The organism is Lactiplantibacillus plantarum, assembly GCF_014131735.1.
Taxonomy (GTDB): Bacteria; Bacillota; Bacilli; order Lactobacillales; family Lactobacillaceae; genus Lactiplantibacillus; species Lactiplantibacillus plantarum.
Window position 1 is genome coordinate 3,075,958 of record NZ_CP039121.1, and the last position, 19,159, is coordinate 3,095,116.

At 44.5% G+C, this 19,159-nt stretch carries 12 protein-coding genes and 1 pseudogene; 3 read left to right on the plus strand and 10 right to left on the minus strand.

Annotated features, from left to right (window positions below; genetic code table 11):
* Positions 1–10: 10 nt before the first annotated feature.
* Together E5260_RS14510 and E5260_RS14515 are read right to left on the minus strand one after the other, a co-directional pair.
* A complete protein-coding gene (locus E5260_RS14510; protein WP_003641783.1) occupies positions 11–991 on the minus strand; it encodes a LacI family DNA-binding transcriptional regulator in 981 nt (326 codons plus the stop codon).
* Entirely contained in the window at positions 972–2,477 is a 1,506-nt protein-coding gene (locus E5260_RS14515) for a sucrose-6-phosphate hydrolase (RefSeq protein ID WP_003643684.1), read from the minus strand. Before E5260_RS14515 ends, E5260_RS14510 begins: the two co-directional genes overlap by 20 nt.
* Positions 2,478–2,732: 255 nt before the next feature.
* Between E5260_RS14515 and E5260_RS14520 the strand changes: the two genes are divergently transcribed.
* Together E5260_RS14520 and E5260_RS14525 are read left to right on the plus strand one after the other, a co-directional pair.
* Positions 2,733–4,688: a sucrose-specific PTS transporter subunit IIBC gene (locus tag E5260_RS14520; protein WP_003641781.1), complete on the plus strand. Its 1,956-nt coding sequence runs from the start codon at positions 2,733–2,735 to the stop codon at positions 4,686–4,688.
* A gap of 133 nt (positions 4,689–4,821) precedes the next feature.
* Positions 4,822–5,688: a fructokinase gene (locus E5260_RS14525; protein ID WP_003641780.1), complete on the plus strand. Its 867-nt coding sequence runs from the start codon at positions 4,822–4,824 to the stop codon at positions 5,686–5,688.
* 77 nt (positions 5,689–5,765) lie between these two features.
* On the opposite strand, the gene E5260_RS14530 is transcribed toward E5260_RS14525, so the two are convergent.
* Positions 5,766–6,038: a SemiSWEET family transporter gene (locus E5260_RS14530; RefSeq protein WP_003641779.1), complete on the minus strand. Its 273-nt coding sequence runs from the start codon at positions 6,036–6,038 to the stop codon at positions 5,766–5,768.
* Positions 6,039–6,624: 586 nt separating this feature from the next.
* Between E5260_RS14530 and E5260_RS15625 the strand changes: the two are divergent.
* Positions 6,625–9,471: pseudogene (locus tag E5260_RS15625) on the plus strand (endo-beta-N-acetylglucosaminidase).
* 213 nt (positions 9,472–9,684) lie between these two features.
* On the opposite strand, the gene E5260_RS14540 reads toward E5260_RS15625, so the two are convergent.
* The 7 genes from E5260_RS14540 to E5260_RS14570 all read right to left on the minus strand — a co-directional run bounded on the left by E5260_RS14540 (position 9,685) and on the right by E5260_RS14570 (position 18,945).
* Positions 9,685–11,955, minus strand: a complete 2,271-nt coding sequence (locus tag E5260_RS14540) for a glycoside hydrolase family 65 protein (protein ID WP_003641776.1) — start codon at positions 11,953–11,955, stop codon at positions 9,685–9,687.
* A gap of 26 nt (positions 11,956–11,981) precedes the next feature.
* Positions 11,982–13,088, minus strand: coding sequence for an ABC transporter ATP-binding protein (locus E5260_RS14545; RefSeq protein WP_003641775.1), 1,107 nt, complete (start codon positions 13,086–13,088; stop codon positions 11,982–11,984).
* A gap of 101 nt (positions 13,089–13,189) precedes the next feature.
* The gene (locus E5260_RS14550) at positions 13,190–14,512 is read right to left on the minus strand and encodes an alpha-amylase family glycosyl hydrolase (protein WP_003641774.1); all 1,323 of its coding nucleotides are present in this window, start codon (positions 14,510–14,512) and stop codon (positions 13,190–13,192) included.
* 33 nt (positions 14,513–14,545) lie between these two features.
* Positions 14,546–15,376, minus strand: coding sequence for a DUF1189 domain-containing protein (locus E5260_RS14555; RefSeq protein WP_003641773.1), 831 nt, complete (start codon positions 15,374–15,376; stop codon positions 14,546–14,548).
* Between the two features lie 27 nt (positions 15,377–15,403).
* A complete protein-coding gene (locus tag E5260_RS14560) occupies positions 15,404–16,288 on the minus strand; it encodes a sugar ABC transporter permease (protein WP_003641772.1) in 885 nt (294 codons plus the stop codon).
* A gap of 4 nt (positions 16,289–16,292) precedes the next feature.
* Positions 16,293–17,582, minus strand: a complete 1,290-nt coding sequence (locus E5260_RS14565) for a carbohydrate ABC transporter permease (RefSeq protein ID WP_003641771.1) — start codon at positions 17,580–17,582, stop codon at positions 16,293–16,295.
* Positions 17,583–17,691: 109 nt separating this feature from the next.
* On the minus strand, positions 17,692–18,945 hold the full coding sequence (locus tag E5260_RS14570) for an extracellular solute-binding protein (protein WP_003641770.1): 1,254 nt from the start codon (positions 18,943–18,945) through the stop codon (positions 17,692–17,694).
* Positions 18,946–19,159 lie beyond the last annotated feature (214 nt).

Genomic DNA, 19,159 nt, shown 5'->3' on the forward strand with positions numbered 1-19,159 from the left:
AACTCCTTAGTTACGCGGTAAGGCCCTTGATGAGCTTAACTGGTAACGTATATTTTGATTCCAGTGTACAATTCGCATCCTCAATCCGCTGCAATAGTAGAGAAACCAGTAACGTGCTAATATCCGCTAACGGTTGTTCTACTGTTGTTAATTCAGAATGATAATCACGTATGAGCGCCGTGCCATCATAACCAACAACGCGTAATTGCTCAGGAACCGTTAATGACAGTTGTCGCGCGACGTTGAGCACTAGTAAAGCGGTCAAATCATCACTACAAAAAATACCATCATACTGATGTTGTGTCATAATCGTCTTAATTTCCATCATCTTCAGCGCGGGGGTCAATTCAAACGGTAATTCATGGACATGGGGTGTTAGCTGTTGGGCAGTCAAGTAGGCTTCATATCCTTCACGGCGACCATTCGTTGGCGAACCAGCGTGTGACTTACCAGTAAAAATAGCCACGTTAGTCGCCCCCGCCTGATGCAATGTCTGGGTTGCTAGCCAGCCCCCCTGGTAATTATCCGAACTAACGATGGGAATATTGTCGGATAAGTACCGGTCAAATGAAATAATCGGAAGACCGTATTGTTGATATTCTTCAATACCTAAATTGTGGGCACCAGCAATAATCCCATCGACCTGATTAGCCATCAACATTTGTAGGTAGTCGCGTTCTTTTTGCGGATCATCCGCACTATTACATAAAATCACCTTATAATTTTTAGCAAATAAGATTTTTTCAATCCGGGACACCAGTTCACCAAAGAACGGATTACTAATATCTGAAAAGATGACGCCAATTAAGCGCGTATTCTTTCCTTGCAGTGAGCGTGCCATATTATTCGGCTGATAATGCAGTTCTCGCATCGCCGCGAAAACTTTTTCTTTAGTCTGACTACTCAGGTAGCCATGGTTATTAATAACCCGAGAAACGGTTGTCGCTGAGACCCCCGCTAGCTTCGCAACATCATTTAATTTTGGTTTCATTGTTATCGACTCCAGTATGCTCTGATTGGCGCCATTCCCAGACTTTACCGGTAACTGCCGTAGTGTCACCTTGAACGTTAAGGCGACTCGGGGTAGCGTTTAAGAAGAAACGGCCGGTCATCACGGAATAGCCATTATCAATATAGCATTCAAAGACTGACACATCTATGATTAGCCGGATTTTTATCGTCTTATGGGCCGTTAACTCAACTTGACGAGTCTGACCATAATCTTCAGCAAACGAATTCCCCGTATGCCGCCGATCAATCATAACCTGACCATGGTTGGCATCAACAGTCACCTGCAGCTGGCCACTTTCCTGCTGATCAGCAATGTTAACCGTGACCGTTTTATCAGCGGGAACCGTCAGTAAGAGTTCAAAGCTGCCATTCAAAGCGGCCACCGTCGCCCGTTGTTGCTCAAAGACTAGGTCATGCGCCGTCGTCCGCAAATCATCCACCGCTGCCACTGGATTTTGATAGAGGTGCCCATCTTTAAGCGTTAGTTCCTTAACTAAGCTCAAACAATGGGCCCAATTTTCACGATCAGTTGGATAGGAAATTTCAGGTAACCCAATCCAGCTGACGGCTAACGCGCGGCCATCCGGCGCATTGATTGCCTGCGTGGCATACACGTCAAAGCCGTCATCCAATTGCGTCAGGGCGTGGGGTTCAGTGAATTGTGCCTGAGCCAGATCCAATTGATCGGCAACTAGGTACATGTTCGGATAAATATTCTGATACGGGGTCGTTGTTTGTGATAACCCTTGGGGACAGAACAATAAGACGGGCTGTTGATCGATCCAGACCAGATTTGGACACTCAATCATATAACCCCGCGCATTTGCGGGAACGTTCAACTCGCCTTGACACGTCCAGGTGGTCAGATCCTTTGAGAAATAAACCAAGATAGCACCGATCTCAGTAGTCGTCTGCGCACCGATTAGCGCGTAGTAGCCGTGGTCAGTCCGGATCAAGTCCGGATCACGAAACGAACTCGTATACCCAGCCGGAGCATGCGCAATTAGTGGCCGGGACAGCTTTTTAATGTGATTATCCGTGTCCATCCAGGCACCTAATTGATACGATTCACGTTGCCAGTCGGCAGTACGGACATTACCCGTATACATAATAAATAACTGATCATCAATTGGTAGTGCTGTACCCGTGTACGCGCCGTGTGAGTCGTACGGCGTATCTGGTCGAATCGCTAAGCCCTCATCATGCCAATCCACCAAGTTCTTAGAGGTCACGTGTTGCCATGACTTCAGTCCGTGTACCGGACCGAACGGAAAGACTTGGTAGAACAGGTGCCACTGACCATCAAAGTATGAAAAGCCATTGGGGTCATTTAACAAACCTGATGTAGGCTGAATATGATGTTGCATCCGCCACTTAGACTGGCGTGCCTGGGCAACGAGCTGTGGTAGCTTAGTTGCTGGCCACTGTTCATAAGGGGTATAACGGGTTTTACGATTCCATATCATGACGATGAGCTCCTTTTTAACGTTCGACTTAATTGTCACTATTATAAAACCGCTTACACTGATATGTCAATCGTTTGACATTTTTATATTATATTTTCATGTCAGCGTTTCAAATTCGGCTTTTTAACAAGATTATCAAGCAATTCAATTTTGTATCAAACGCTTGACATATTTTCCAAACTTGTTATTATTGGGTCTGTAAAGCGCTTGCATTATTAAATTAAAAATAATTTTAGACTCAGGGAGTGAATTATTATGAATCATCAAGAAGTTGCCGACCGCGTACTTAATGCAATTGGTAAAAACAACATTCAAGCCGCCGCCCACTGTGCGACACGCCTTCGTTTGGTCATCAAGGATGAATCCAAGATTGATCAACAAGCCTTAGATGACGACGCGGACGTTAAGGGGACCTTCGAAACTAACGGCCAATACCAAATCATTATTGGCCCTGGCGATGTCGATAAAGTCTATGACGCCTTAATCGCCAAAACAGGTCTTAAAGAAGCGACCCCCGATGACATCAAGGCAGTTGCCGCTGCGGGTCAAAAGAAAAATCCATTAATGGACTTCCTCAAAGTCTTATCTGATATTTTTATTCCAATCGTCCCTGCACTAGTTGCTGGGGGTCTATTAATGGCACTAAACAACGTTTTGACTGCCGAGCATCTTTTTATGGCGAAGTCAGTTGTTGAAGTTTACCCTGGCCTCAAAGGTATCGCCGAAATGATTAACGCGATGGCTAGTGCGCCGTTTACTTTCTTGCCAATCCTCTTAGGATTTTCAGCAACGAAGCGCTTCGGTGGCAACCCCTATCTGGGTGCTACGATGGGCATGATCATGGTCTTACCATCACTAGTTAACGGCTATAGCGTTGCAACGACCATGGCTGCTGGCAAGATGGTTTACTGGAACGTCTTTGGTTTACACGTTGCACAAGCAGGCTATCAAGGCCAAGTGCTCCCTGTTTTGGCCGTTGCTTATATTTTGGCTACTTTGGAGAAGTTCTTCCACAAACATATCAAGGGTGCATTTGACTTTACGTTCACGCCAATGTTTGCAATTGTCATCACTGGCTTTCTAACTTTCACAATCGTCGGTCCTGTCTTACGAACGGTGAGCGACGCATTAACTAACGGTTTAGTAGGCTTATATAACACGACTGGTTGGATTGGCATGGGCATCTTTGGCCTTCTCTACTCGGCCATTGTCATTACTGGGCTCCACCAAACCTTCCCGGCTATTGAAACCCAGTTATTGGCTAACGTCGCCAAAACGGGAGGTTCTTTTATCTTCCCAGTCGCCTCGATGGCCAACATTGGGCAAGGTGCCGCCACTTTAGCTATTTTCTTTGCCACTAAGAGCCAAAAGCAAAAAGCCCTGACTTCTTCAGCCGGGGTCTCAGCGTTACTCGGAATTACGGAACCTGCTATTTTCGGGGTCAACCTCAAGATGAAATTTCCATTTGTCTTTGCAGCGATTGCCTCAGGAATTGCTTCAGCTTTCTTAGGACTATTCCACGTTCTGTCCGTGGCGATGGGTCCCGCATCAGTCATCGGGTTCATTTCGATTGCTTCAAAGTCGATTCCAGCATTCATGCTCAGTGCTGTCATCTCGTTCGTCGTCGCATTTATTCCAACTTTTATCTATGCCAAACGAACACTCGGTGACGATCGTGATCAAGTAAAATCACCAGCACCAACGAGTACCGTCATCAATGTTAATGATGAGATTATCAGTGCACCAGTAACGGGGACTAGCGAAAGTCTCAAACAAGTTAACGACCAAGTTTTCTCAGCCGAAATCATGGGTAAAGGCGCCGCAATCGTGCCAAGCGCTGATCAGGTCGTCGCACCAGCTGACGGGGTCATCACTGTCACTTATGATAGCCATCATGCTTATGGCATCAAAACAACTGCTGGTGCCGAAATTCTGATTCACTTAGGATTAGATACGGTCAATTTAAATGGTGAACACTTCACTACTAACGTTCAGAAGGGCGATACCGTTCATCAAGGTGATCTACTCGGAACGTTTGACGTCGCTGCCTTAAAAGCCGCTAACTATGATCCAACCGTCATGCTAGTCGTCACAAATACGGCCAACTACGCTAATGTTGAACGACTCAAAGTCACAAATGTCCAAGCTGGTGAACAGCTCGTTGCGTTGACTGAACCGACAGCTAGCTCAGTTGCTGCTACAGCGATATAAAACGATCTGACAGGTTTAATCAGGCCTAGCACGCAACATTTACGTCAAAGTTAATGTAATCGTTAACAAAATTTCTAATTAAGAGTATACTATTAATAAATAAGACTACATTTTTAACTACAGGAGGCACACTATGCTTTTAGGTGCAATTGAAGCTGGTGGTACAAAATTTGTTTGTGCCACGGGCGCTGAAAACGGGCAAGTTAGCGACCGAATTTCGATCCCCACGACAACCCCCGCTGAAACCATGACTGCGGTAGACGACTATTTTACGACTCATCCCGTTGACGCGATTGGTATCGGTTCATTTGGCCCCATCGGCGTTAATCCCGATGATCCGAAATATGGTTACATTACCACGACTCCCAAACCCGGCTGGGGTGACTTCGATTTTTTAGGCCATCTTAAAAGTCGCTTCAACATCCCACTCTACTGGACCACTGATGTTAACGAAGCCGCTTATGGCGAATCAATGATTGGAATCGCTAAGGACGTCCCTAACAGCATCTACATGACGATTGGTACCGGTGTTGGCGCTGGCGTCATTAGTCAGAACCACATTTTTAATGGTCGCACTCATACTGAACTTGGTCACATGCGACTCAACCGGTTACCTGGGGACGATTTCAAGTCCAACTGCCCCTACCATGACATCTGTTTAGAAGGTTTAGCTGCTGGGCCAGCAGTGGGAAAACGAACGGGGAAAGCTGGGAAAGATATTCCCGTCGACGATCCGGTCTGGCCAATCATCGCTGACTACATCGCACAGGCATGTGTCAACCTCACCGTCGCCTTCGCACCTGATAAAATTATTCTTAACGGTGGTGTTATGAATCAACGGCAGCTCTTTCCCATGATTCGTGAAAAGTTTGCCGCCTATCTAAATGGCTACGAAGAAGTCCCACCACTGGATGACTATATCGTTCCCGCTGGACTGGGTAACAATTCTGGCATTGCCGGTGGCCTATTGTTAGCTCAGGCTGCTTTAAAGAACGCTTAACACCTTGCAAAAAAGTCCGCCGATACGCGTTTAAACGTATCAGCGGACTTTTAGTTTACAGTCAATTTGTCATTCGGTTAATGAATATATACGGTTAAAACAGTGATAAATCCAAAAATCACCCCGGGAACATTTGAAATAATAACGGGCCAATCCTTATAAGTCTTGAACCAGCCGTAACCAGTCCATAGTATCCCATTAATCATTGCCACGAGTGGTTGTAGCGGCGATACTGGGTCACCTGAGAAATTCGAAATGATTTGCGGAATATATGACACGTACATCGCAATACACGTAAATGTCGCTAACTTACTAATCAATTTCAGATATTTAACTCGCTTGGGATCCACAGCGTCCTTACCACTGGGATATTCACCATTATCAACTTTATACTTAATAAATAATCACCTTCCTAGCTAGTTATTATACTACATACCATTCATCACGCAAAAATTCGCGTTCGTTAAATTGTATCGGCACCGCAACAATCCTCAATTATTCACACATTGCGCGCAAGTTGAAACCCAGCATTCTCCTTACATCAAAATTGATTGACCCTATCAATTAGTTTAATTTGTGGAAGAATTCCCTTAATTTAGCTATACTCATCTGTCACCGAAACCGATATCATACATACCAGCAATATATAGAGATTTGTATTTCACGCGTTGTGCTAGCTAATTTGTCATGAGTCATGATTAAAGTAGGCAAAATAATTAACGTCAAAAGCAGTCGGCTTAGGCTCGCTGGAAAGAGTTCAGGTTAGCGTAAATATGCTTAGTTCACCCTACACCGACCTCCAGGCATTTCTGCCAATTGCCAGAGCGCGGTGGTCAAAAATCTAAGTCGAGGCCACGTTTTAATTACGATTCATGCAATCAGCGCTCACATAACGCGGATATGTCAATTTTGCTTAGTTCACAGGAGGATATCGCTATGAGACATGGACAATATCGCTACATTGTTGGCACACTAGCTTTGATAACGACTGCTGTAGGTTTAGTAGCTTGTTCGAAACAGTCAGCTAATCAGCAGATCAGTTACCGTCAAACGGCTGAGGCCACCCTTGATAAGGGGATGGATAATCAACCCGAAGCACCGTACTGGTTTCCAAAACAACTGCTGAAATGGCAGTTGAGCAAGGATAAAGCAGCCAAGTACAACACCGCCTCGGTTCCACTAGCCAAACGGATCGATAAATGGCAACTGCCGACGGTTAACAAGACCCAGGACCCAAAGATGAAGGTCGTCGCGTTATCCATTATGAATAGTTCAACTAGTGGCAACGCGCCTCGCGGGATTAATACGTTCGATGCGAATGTCTTCTCCAACTGGCAGTATATTGACCAACTCGTCTACTGGGGCGGTTCGGCAGGCGAAGGTTTGATTGTGCCACCGACCGCAGATGTCATCGATTCTGCTCATAAAAACGGCGTGCCCGTTCTTGGAACCGTTTTCTTTCCACAAGTGGTTAGTGGCGGGAAGTTAAAGTGGCTCAATGACTTCTTAAAACAAGATGCTGACGGACATTTTCCGATGGCTGATAAACTAGTCGCGGTTGCGAAAGCTTACGGGTTTGACGGCTGGTTCATCAACCAAGAGACCGACCCCGAAGTTAAAAGTTTTGATTCGGCTTCCACCGGAAAGACCGCAACCAGCTCAACTAGTAATGGGCTGAGCAAAAAGCACGCCCAACTAATGCAACAGTTAATCAAAGAATACAAACAAAAGGCCGGCTCCAAGCTAGACCTGATGTGGTATGACTCGATGACGAAGGATGGTAAAATGGATTGGCAAAACGCATTGACCAAAGAAAACCAATCTTATCTAGTCGATGCCAATATGAAACCAGTTGCTGACTCGATGTTTCTTAACTTCTGGTGGACGAAGAAGCGTCTCGCCAGTCAAGAATTACTCAAAAAGTCACACGAACGCGCCGAAAAGCTTGGGATTAGTCCTTACAACCTCTTTGCAGGAATCGATGTTCAAGCTGACGGAACCGCTACCCCTGTTCGTTGGAATCTATTCGCTAATAAACAACATGTGCCATACACGTCGCTAGGATTGTACGCACCGGACTGGACACACGCTTCTTCCGATACGGTTGACGAATTTCAAGCCAAAGAAGGTGCTCTGTGGGTCAATGATCAAAATGATCCGTCCCGTAGCATTCCGTCAACTACTTCAACACATTGGCCGGGTGTTTCAACATACGCGGTTGAATAAAGTGCCATTACGAAACAGCCCTTTGTCACTAATTTCAGCTTAGGCAATGGCTATAACTACTTCATTAAGGGGAAAAATGTTTCGCTACGTGATTGGAACAATCGCTCACTGCAAGCAGTCAATCCGACTTACCGCTGGTTAATCAATAATGGCAATGGTAATGCGTTAAAGGCCAGCTTTGACTACACTGACGCCTACGAAGGTGGCAATGATATCAAGTTAGCCGGCAAAATGCGTAAGGACACCGCTAGCACAATCAAACTCTACACCACGGACCTAGACGTCACTGCCGATACCCAGGTTAGTTTAACCGCTAAGGCATCTGGTAAATCTACAGCTAAACTAGTGGTGACCTTAAAGGACGGCCGCACTAAGACCATCGCGGGTGACCGGACACTCAGCAAGCACTGGACGACCGTTAGCTATGACGTTAGTCAGTTAACAAAAAAAACAATCAAAGGCCTTAGCCTCAAAATCAGTGCCGCCGAGACTGATGCTAGCTACAGCGTTCAATTAGGTCGCCTCGCAATTACCGGCAAGCAGCAGGCCGCGCCGAAAAAGGTCAACCAGGTCACCATTGATAATCGGACCTTCGACGAAGAAGGCAAGTACGCCGGTGTCAACCTGAGTTGGCAAGCCACCACTAAAAATAAGCTGGATCATTACGAAATTTATCAGGTTAACAATGACGGTTCTCGCTCATTTCTGGGGGCCACTAACACGACTAATTTCTATTTAAACGCGTTGAAACGGAATGGGCAGCACAACGAGACCAATCTGATGGTCGTTCCAGTTGATATTTGGAACCAACGTGGCGATGCTTCTGACCAAGTTACCTTAAAATGGCCGGATAATCGTAAACCTAAAGCGGCATTTACGGTTAACCGCACCCTGGCAGCTCCCGGTAACACGATCAAGTTTACAAATGCCTCATCCAAAAACGCAACCAGCTATAAATGGGAATTTGACGGTGCCACAAAGACGACCAGCACCGCCAAAAACCCCACGGTCACTTACCGTAAGGCTGGCACTTATAACGTCACATTAACCGCTAAAAATAAGGATGGCCAACGGCACGTTACAATGAAAAAGCTCATTACGATTACACCGAAAGCTCAAGGCGCTTTAACCTTACTATCCAAGAACGCCAAGACCAGTGCCTCCGGATACACGAATAGTAGTGAAGCACCTAAAATGGCGGTGGATGGGAAACTCGATACTAAATGGTGTGCAACCGGTAAGGCACCGCATACCTTGACGCTGGATTTAGGCCGTCAAACGACTGTGAGTGCGGTTAAATTAGCGCATGCCAAAGCTGGTGGCGAAGGTGCTGATATGAACACCCGCGCTTGGACCATTCAGGTCAGCACTGATGGCAAACGCTACACGGACGTTGCCCGGACCTACAATAACACGCAAGCCACTAGTCTCAATACTTTCGCGGCTACTTCGGCGCGCTACGTCCGGTTAGTCGTCGATAAACCAACCCAAGTTGCTGACACCGCCGTTCGGATTTACGAAATGGACGTGCTAGGATTGACGCAAACACTCAAATAACCCTACCGATGCTATTTGAATAGAACAGCCGAGCCCCTCACTTGGAAATCGATATTTCCAAGTGAGGGACTCTTTTATGTCCAGACACTAAAAAGGCCCGTATCAGCTGATACGGACCGATTTAGAAGTTAGGTTGGAATGAATTGAGCTCATTCTTAGGTTGGAAACTTGATTGTGGCCAGTTACGGTCAGACCACAATCAAGCGTTCATATTTACTTAGTTGTTACGGTGCTAGCGACCTCGATAGCTTGCCCATTAAGTTCGATAGTCAGTGGTTCCCCACTAACCAGTTCAACGGTCGTACCCTGTTGATCGACATCCACTTTAATCAAGCGACCGCGGAAGTTAACGTGGAATTGATAATGGGTCCACGCTTTAGGCACAAACGGTGCAAAGGCTAAGGTATCATCCTTAACTCGCATACCAGCAAAGCCTTGAACGATTGCGAGCCATGAACCGGTCATCGACGTAATATGCAAGCCGTCGACCGTATCATTATTATAATTATCAAGATCAAGACGGGCTGTCCGTTCATACATTTCCACGGCCTTATCCTCATAATGCAAGTCCGCTGCTAGAATGGCATGGACGGCTGGTGAAAGACTAGATTCATGGACGGTCAACGGTTCATAGAAATCAAAGTTACGTTTCTTCTGTTCCGCCGTGAATTTATCCATGAAGTAATAGATTCCTTGCAAGACATCCGCCTGCTTGATATACGGTGACCGTAGAATATGATCCCATGACCAGTGTTGATTGATTGGCCGTTGATCAGCAGGAATACTTGAAACTGGCTTGACGTCCTTATCAAGGAAGCCATCTTGTTGAACGAAGATTCCTAATTTTTCATCATACGGGAAGTACATCCGGTCAACAATATCTTGCCACTTTGCAAGCTCAGCATCCGTGATTTGAAGTGCTGCACGCTTAGCGGCATCCACTTTCTTCAAACTCGCTAACGTGTATTCTAACGTCCAGCGCGCCATAAAGTTCGTATACCAATTGTTATTCACGTTGTTTTCATACTCATTAGGACCAGTGACACCGTGAATCATATACTGTTGTTTCCGTTCTGAGAAGTGGACCCGATCAGCCCAAAAACGTGAAATCCCCGTCAAAACGTCGATTCCTTTAGTCTTCAAGTAGATCTCATCACCGGTATAACGTGTGTAATTGAAGATGGCATACGCAATAGACCCATTTCGATGAATCTCTTCGAACGTAATCTCCCATTCGTTATGGCACTCAATTCCGTTGAAGGTCACCATCGGGTACAAGGCACCAGCCAAGCCCTGCATTTTAGCATTATGGAAAGCTCCAGCAAGCTGATTATACCGGTATTCCAGTAAGTTCTCCGTTACTTCTGGTTTCGCCAATGAAAGGTAGAACGGTACTCCGAACGCTTCGGTATCCCAATACGTCGCACCACCATACTTTTCACCAGTAAAGCCTTTTGGCCCCAGGTTCAGGCGCTTATCTTCGCCATAGTAGGTCGAGAATAACTGGAATAAGTTGAAGCGAATGCCTTGTTGTGCCGCATCGTCACCGTCAATCAACACGTCAGATAACTGCCAGCGTTTAGCCCAACCATCAACATGGGCCTGCCGTAAGTCCTCATATGACTGTGTGCTGACCGTTTCACTTAATTCGGCTAAGCCAGTCCGCATCGCCGCCATATCCGCGTAATCCCGTGAAGTCACCACGAGGACTCGTTTTTCAAAATTCTTGGTTTCATCCGGTGCTAACGTTCCCCGGAAGATATTTGTAACTGCCTTTTCGGTTTCTGGGGCGTTAATACCTCGAAAAGCCGTTTCATGAAGCATCTGCATGCCGAGCGTAAAGCGCGGTGTTCCGAAGTTATTCGGCTTCGTTTCTGCAAACATGCTGCCACCAGTAATCGCATGACTCTTGTCTAGCACTTGCCAGAACTGCTCATCATAGTTCGCATCTTCATTGAAGACGTCCGCATCAATTTGCGAAATAAATCCAATTTGGACCGGTTCCGCACCCAAATTGTGAACACTATAGTGCACATCAAATAACTCTTTTTGTGCAACGCTGACGAACCGATCAATCATGAATTGGACGCGTTTTTCACCCTTGGTAATAATAAATGAACGCCGTAAAATTCCCGTATGCATATCAAGATCCAACGTAAAGTCACTGACTGTGTCCTTCGCCAAATCAACTTGATCACCATCAATCGTGATATTGACTTTGATGAAATTGACCGAATTGATCACCTTACCGAAATAATCGGGATAACCGTTCTTCCACCAGCCGACCCGGGTTTTATCGGGATACCAGACCCCACCGATATAAATCCCTTTGAGGGTATCGTTAGAATAGTGCTCTTCAAACATTCCCCGCATACCCATGTAGCCGTTACCAATACTGGTCATGCTTTCCTGCAATCGCTTATCCGTCGGTACGAGTTCATGACTAATGACGTGCCACGGATCTACTTCAAAAATACGTTTCATTGTTGTTGCTCCTCCGTCGTTCGAAATTACCGAATAACATCTTTAGTTTCAGAATCAAAGAAGTGGGCCTTCGACATTTCAAAAGCAACTTCCACATTCTCACCCGGGTTATGATAATCACGTGCATCCACTTGGGCAGTAAATTTAGATTTGCCAGCTGTACAATATAACATGCTTTCGGCACCTAAGAATTCAGAAACGACGACCTTCGTCTTAACAATTGAATCTGACATCGCTTCAAGCGCAATTTGCTCAGCATGAATGTCCTCTGGTCGGATACCCACAATCATCTTTTTCTGGTCATAGCCTTGAGCCTTTAAAACTTTCAATTGACCTTCCGGGACAGCTACGTCGAGTCCCTCACCATCAGTTACCCGACCATCATGTAAGGTGGCATTGAAGAAGTTCATTGAAGGTGATCCCATGAAGCCAGCCACAAATTGATTAACCGGTTCGTTATACAATTCGTGCGGTGTCCCAACTTGCATGATCTTACCGTCATTCATAATGACGATCCGATCAGCCATCGTCATCGCTTCAATTTGATCATGGGTGACATAGATCATGTTGGTCTTCAAGCGTTGATGCATTTGAGCAATCGTAGTCCGCATATCGACCCGTAGCTTAGCATCCAAGTTAGATAACGGTTCGTCCAATAGGAACGTCCCCGCGTCCCGGACGATGGCCCGTCCTAAAGCAACCCGTTGCCGTTGACCACCAGATAAATTGGCTGGTTTCCGTTGTAGATAATCGGTTAAGCCCAATTGCTCAGCAGCGTTATCCACTCGCTTTTTGATTTCAGTATTACTGTAAGTTTTCCGAATCTTCAATCCAAAGGCCATATTGTCAAAGACTGACATGTTCGGGTATAGTGCATAAGTTTGAAAAACCATCGCGATATCACGGTTTTTTGGTTCCACGTCATTCATAACTTGACCGTTCATCTTGAAGTCACCCTTAGTGATGTCTTCCAAGCCAGCAATCATCCGTAATGTCGTTGACTTACCACAGCCAGATGGGCCAATGAAGAAGATGAACTCCCCATCTTTAATATCAAGATTCATATCGGTAACTGAATATTTATCGTTACCCTCATATTTTTTGTAAATGTGATCGAGATTCATTTCAACCATCGAAATCCACTCCCTTGTTTTCTCACTTCTAAACTACTATTACACGTGCAATCGCCCGCAAACGGTTGCTTTTTGATCGATTATTCAAAGCTATTAATCAGCTAATTGGACTGGTCAGCAACTTTAGTCACCGCCGTATTGGTGACATATTTAATTAATACTGGTTGACCATCAACTGTCAGCTTGCCATCCACAACTTCAGTAGGACCATCTGTTAACAGATTTTGATAGCTACCAGCTGCTAGCTTAGTCGCAACTGCTGTGACCTGACCTTTTAACGGAATCCAGGCTGTTAACGCTTCGCCAGCCGCACGGTAAGTAATCTTAACGATACCTTCTTCTACGACTGCCAATTGGTAGTCCGCAGCACGCAGTAATGGTAGTTGCTTAATAGTCACTAGCTTTTGAATCAGTGGTGTCACGTCCCCATGACGATCTGCAACCATGGTATCCCGATCGAACAATGATGGTTGGTGTTCGGCCAAAAATTCTTGCCCGTTATAGATTAACGGAATACCACGTTGCATGAAGATCCAGGTCAAGTTATTAACGGCTTCAGCTTTGCTGTGCATCAAGCTCATCATGCGTGCATTATCATGATTTTCCAAGAAGCGCATCTTGACATAATTACCAGGGAAAGTGGCATCTTGGCGTTGTAACAAGTCAACATACCGTTCGACCGTACTGCGTCCTTGCCAGTAATCTTTAAAATCACCGAAGACGTCGTAATCGTATGTCATATCAAAAGCTTGATAAAGTTCACTGTCAGACAGACCCGTGTAGCCTTGTGACCGCAGTTCCTCAATAAAACCACTGCCGGCTGACTCCGCTAACCATAACGTTTCCGGGTACTTCGCATTAACCTGTTTCCGCGCTTCAAGCCAGAAATCAAGTGGCACTAATGGCGCAACATCACAACGGTAACCGTCCACAAACTGGCTCCAATACAAGAGTGTGTCGATTTGATACTGCCACAACTCATGGTGACCATAGTCTAAGTCTTTAACGTCACTCCAGTCGCCGACCTTATTCGTCAACTGACCATCCGCGTCGTGATAAAACCACTCTGGATGTTCGGTTGCTAAGACTGAATCAGGCGAAGTGTGATTATAGACAATGTCTAACATCACTTTCATTCCTAATTCATGCGCCCTATCCGTGAGTGCTTTAAAGTCAGCTAAAGTCCCGTATTCCGGATTGATCCCACGGTAGTCCTTGATTGCATATGGCGAACCAAGTGTCCCCTTACGGTTGACCTCACCGATCGGATTGATTGGCAGTAGCCACAAAATATCGGTTCCTAAATCCTTAATTCGTTGTAAGTCAGCAGTTACGCCAGCAAAATTACCAGCTTCTGAGTAGTTTCTAACAAAGACTGAGTAAATCATCTCATTGCGTAATTGCGTTTGCGTATCGCGTGCCATTAATCTTCCTCATTTCTATGCTTACTAATTGACCTAAAGCAACATGGTTTGGTCAACTTCCGGATCTTTGAATTTTGTTTTCAGATATACCCACAACACAACGAAGGCCAAGCTGAGGGACTGCACGGTCAATTCGATAGTGACATCAAAATGAATTAAGCCAATCACCATCGCTAACAGACTCCCAATCCCCATCATCATCAACGTTAAGTTAACGCCTTCGCGGAAATTCCGAATATGCGTGATCTTATTATGTCGTGACAAGAATAAGAAGAACGCCGCCCCATTTACGAGGATCAGGTTGACCCCCACAATAATTAATCCAAGTGCCATGAGCATAAATAGACCAATCATCACTTTATTGCTTTGATACCAAGAATTAACCAGAAACGCATGAGCGTTTGTCTTTAAGTTATGGCCTGGCACATACTTGGCTTTAAATTCACTACCGACCGATTTCACTTGAAACGTACTAGCATGTAAATTAATGACATTCTTGCGTCCTGCCATATCATCGTTCGTGAGATCGAAGCCTGCAACATTATCCTTAGTTTTAATAATGATTTGATGTTTGACATCCTTGAACCGCTGATCACGGTAGTTCGCAGTTTTCATTGCCGTTTGCATCTGATCACTGACCATCATTTTATCAATGTGTGGTAAAAATGGTGACAGATTAAAATTCGTTTGGTGATTATAGTAAAACGGAATCGGCATGACCATTACCGCGGTCAAAAAGATAAATAAAACAATAATCTGTAACCAATTAAACTGATCACGGTTGGCAAACATTCTTCGAGGTGAGAAGAGGCTGCCAAAAAACCGGACCGGAAAGGCGGTTGTTTTGTTTTTCGTACTCTGCATCTAATTTCACCCCTACTAATATTTGAGTTAACCCTTGCTGCCACCAGCGAGCAATCCTGAAACGAAGAACCGCTGTAAGTAGAAGAACAAGGCAGCAATTGGTAACGCGACTAAGATTGCCCCCGCTGAGAAGAGCACAACTTGTTGATTTTGAGCGTTATTAATGAATGTCTGGAGCCCTACGGCAACCGTATAATGTGATTCAGACGTCAATAAGAACTTCGCCATCAGGTAATCTTGAACTGGTGACATGAAGGCCCATAACGCTTGAACCGCAATCATTGGTTTAACTAATGGTAAGACAATTGACCAGAAAATCTTGAAATTACCAGCACCATCCAACTTAGCTGATTCATCCAAATCATACGGAACATTGTCAAAGTAACCTTTCATCAGCCAAGTGTTCTGTGGGATCCCACCACCAATGTAAATTGCGGTCAAGAACCAGTAATGGTCCAAAGCGTTCAACATGTTAGCTAAGACGTAGTAAGCAGTCAAAGCGGCCATGGTTGGTACCATTTGAATTACGATGAAAAACGTTAGACTGAACTTTTTACCAGCAAAACGGTAACGACTATAAACATAGCCGGCTAACGTCACAACGATGACTTGAATGACCATACATGAGACTGAAATAATCATGGTATTCAAATACCAGCTACCATACAGGGTTTGCGTAAATAAGTTCTTAAAGTTAACCAACGTCCACTTACCACCAAAATCAAGGACGAAGGCTTGCACGTTAGCATCCTTAAACGCCGTGATGAATGTGATCAAAACGGGATAAATAATAATAATTCCGAGAATGACCATATACAGATACGTAAAGAATTCTTTCCAGAAACGGTGCCGACGCGCGCTATTTTGCTTTGAATTGGCATTCTTAGGTGCCACTGCTTGTGCATTATCCATAACACTAGTCCCCCATTTCAAACGCGTGGGTCTTCTTGAAGACAATCAATGAGATCCCGATAACTAAGACGGAAATAATCAACGTAACGGCCGCGGCCAATGAATACTGTGGTGACGTCCCCGTTGTTAACTTGTAGATCCATGAGATCAGGATATCCGTCCCACCGGCGTTAGCACCGACATCACCAGGGCCACCTTGGTTAAACAGATAGATCATCGAGAAGTTATTGAAGTTAAACGTATACTGCGTCACAAAGATTGGCGCTGCAATAGCAAAAATCGTTGGCAACGTAATCTTGTTGAACTTTTGCATTACTGTCGCACCATCTAGCGTTGCGGCTTCGTAGAGATCTTCTGGAATCGCTTGCAGTATACCAGTAATCATAACGTAAATGTACGGGAATCCTAACCAACCTTGAATCATAATAATAGCAACTTTAGTCCAGAACGTATCCGTCATCCAGTGGATCGGCGCAATGTGAGCAAATGGAACTAACGTATTCCATAAGCCGATGACCTGCACATTGATCGCACCAGCTGAATCATTAAAAATGTTTGAAAAACTCATAATTGATACAAACGCTGGAATCGCCCAAGGAAGCAAGAAAATCACTCCGAAGAAGCGCTTACCTTTGATGAAGTTTTGATTAGCAATTACTGCGGTGGCAATCCCAATAATAATTTGTAACGTGGTTGCACATACGGTCCAAATAACGGTCCAACCAAAAACAGCGTTGAAGGTTGCCCGGTAACTACTCAAGAAGAACATTGATGTGAAGTTTTTGAACCCAATCCAATCCAATAACATAGCTGGTGGAATATGCGCAAAATCATAGTTCGTAAAAGCCATCAGTAGTGTAACCAATACTGGGAACACAATCGTAAAAACCATTAAAATATAGGCCGGTGTGGTTAATAAATAAGCAAAGCCACCATCTACTAAACTCGCACCTAACTCTTTAAACGTATGGGAGACCTTTTTACCATTATTAATTAACTGTGCAACGTGTTTCGCATCGTAAAGGTTTGCAATATAAAATACGATAAACACAATTGTCAATAGAATCTGCAACGTCCCATAGATCATCATGAACAAAGAGTTGTCTTCCATTGAGACTGAACCCAATGTGACTAAATTGGCAAATGCGCTAAAGCCCCCGAAGATGAACTCAGCAATAAATGCCAATAGAATAATAATGAAGCCAACACCTTTTATGGTCTGACCGTTATACAGCTGACCGAGCCCGGGAATAATTGACAGGCGTTGCGCTTTCTTTACATCCTTGACTTGCATGTCGCCCGCACCCCTTTCCTAAATAAATTCTAAATATCGTGCATTTTTCCTTTTAAAAAGGCTGAGACAAAACGAATTTTGTTTCAGCCCCCTTAAATTACAATTTTAATTACTTATCATACTTTTGTGAGATATTAGTTAAGATCGTCTTTTGCGCTTTATTAGCAGCTTGCTTTGGTGTCATCTTGCCGCTAGCAGCATTGGTAACCATCGTTTGTGCTGGTGTCCAAACTTCTGACATTTGTGGTAAGTTGATCAAAGGAACATCCTTGTCGTATTGCTTTGAAACGGCCGTAGCCATGTCATCGCCAGTACTTACAGCTTCCTTACGAGCAGCTGTGTTTGCTGGAATTTCACTAGCAGACTTGTAAAGCTTGTTTTGGTTAGTCTTGTTAGAGATGAAGTCTAACCAAGCTTGTGCAGCAGTCTTATGCTTAGAGTAGTTTGAGATTGCCCAAGCTTTACCACCGGCAAACGCTTGATAATCTTTGCCGTTATTCAACTTAGGTAAAACAGCAACACCATAATCGATATTAGACTTCTTGTAAGTTGCAGCCATCCAAGGGCCATCAATAACAGCAGCAGTCTTATTAGACGTAAATTGTGAGGTCACAAAGTTTTCGTTAGAAGTGACATTTTGCATCCCACTTGGCCAGTACTTCGTAAACCACTTCGTCATGTAAGTTAAACCTTCAACGGCGCCAGAATTGTTCAAGCCCATCTTCTTGGCGTTCGTATTGCCATCAGCAAAGACGTAACCACCATAACCTTTGATGACACCAAAGGCATTGTAGAAGTTTGTCCATTGAGTCAAGAAGGCAACTGACTTAGTCTTATCATTAGCGTAAGCATACTTCTTGTCAGAAGCTAACTTTTCAAGTTCCTTGAAGTTCTTAGGTGCAGTCTTGATTAGCTTCTTGTTGTAGTACAGAACGTCAGATTCGATCGTTACAGGCGCTGCATAAACCTTATTCTTATAAGTAACAGATTTCTTCCCCGTTGCGTTGTAACGACCACTGGTCAACTTGACTGTTGATAGTTGACCTTGTGACGCCATTTGACCAACCCGGTCGTATGGTGCCATTAAAACATCAGGACCCTTGCCGGAAGGACCATCCAGCTTCAAAGCATCGTCTTCATCAAGCATGGCCTTGTATGAAACCTTAACCTTAACGTTGTACTTCTTTTCAAACTTTGGAATCACCGATTTCATGTATGACTTATATGAAGGATCCGCTGAAACCTTTAACGTCTTGTCCATCTTTGAACTACTAGATGAAGATTTACTATTACCACAACCTACGAGCGTGAGTGCTAAACCAGTGGCTAGGGCACCCATCCCCAACTTTTTCCAAGTACTCATAGTGCTTCCTCCTTGCGAAGTATCTTAATTCATTTACCATAATTTATTATGCAACTGTGCAAACGCTTTCGCAAGCGTTTTCGTAATGTTAACGTTAACAGAATCATACCAAAAATAAATCCTAACGCTTAAAAACGTTAGGATTTATTGGTCCATCAACCTTTATACCAATTTATATAAAGATTGATAAGTTAATTAAAATACATCACATGAT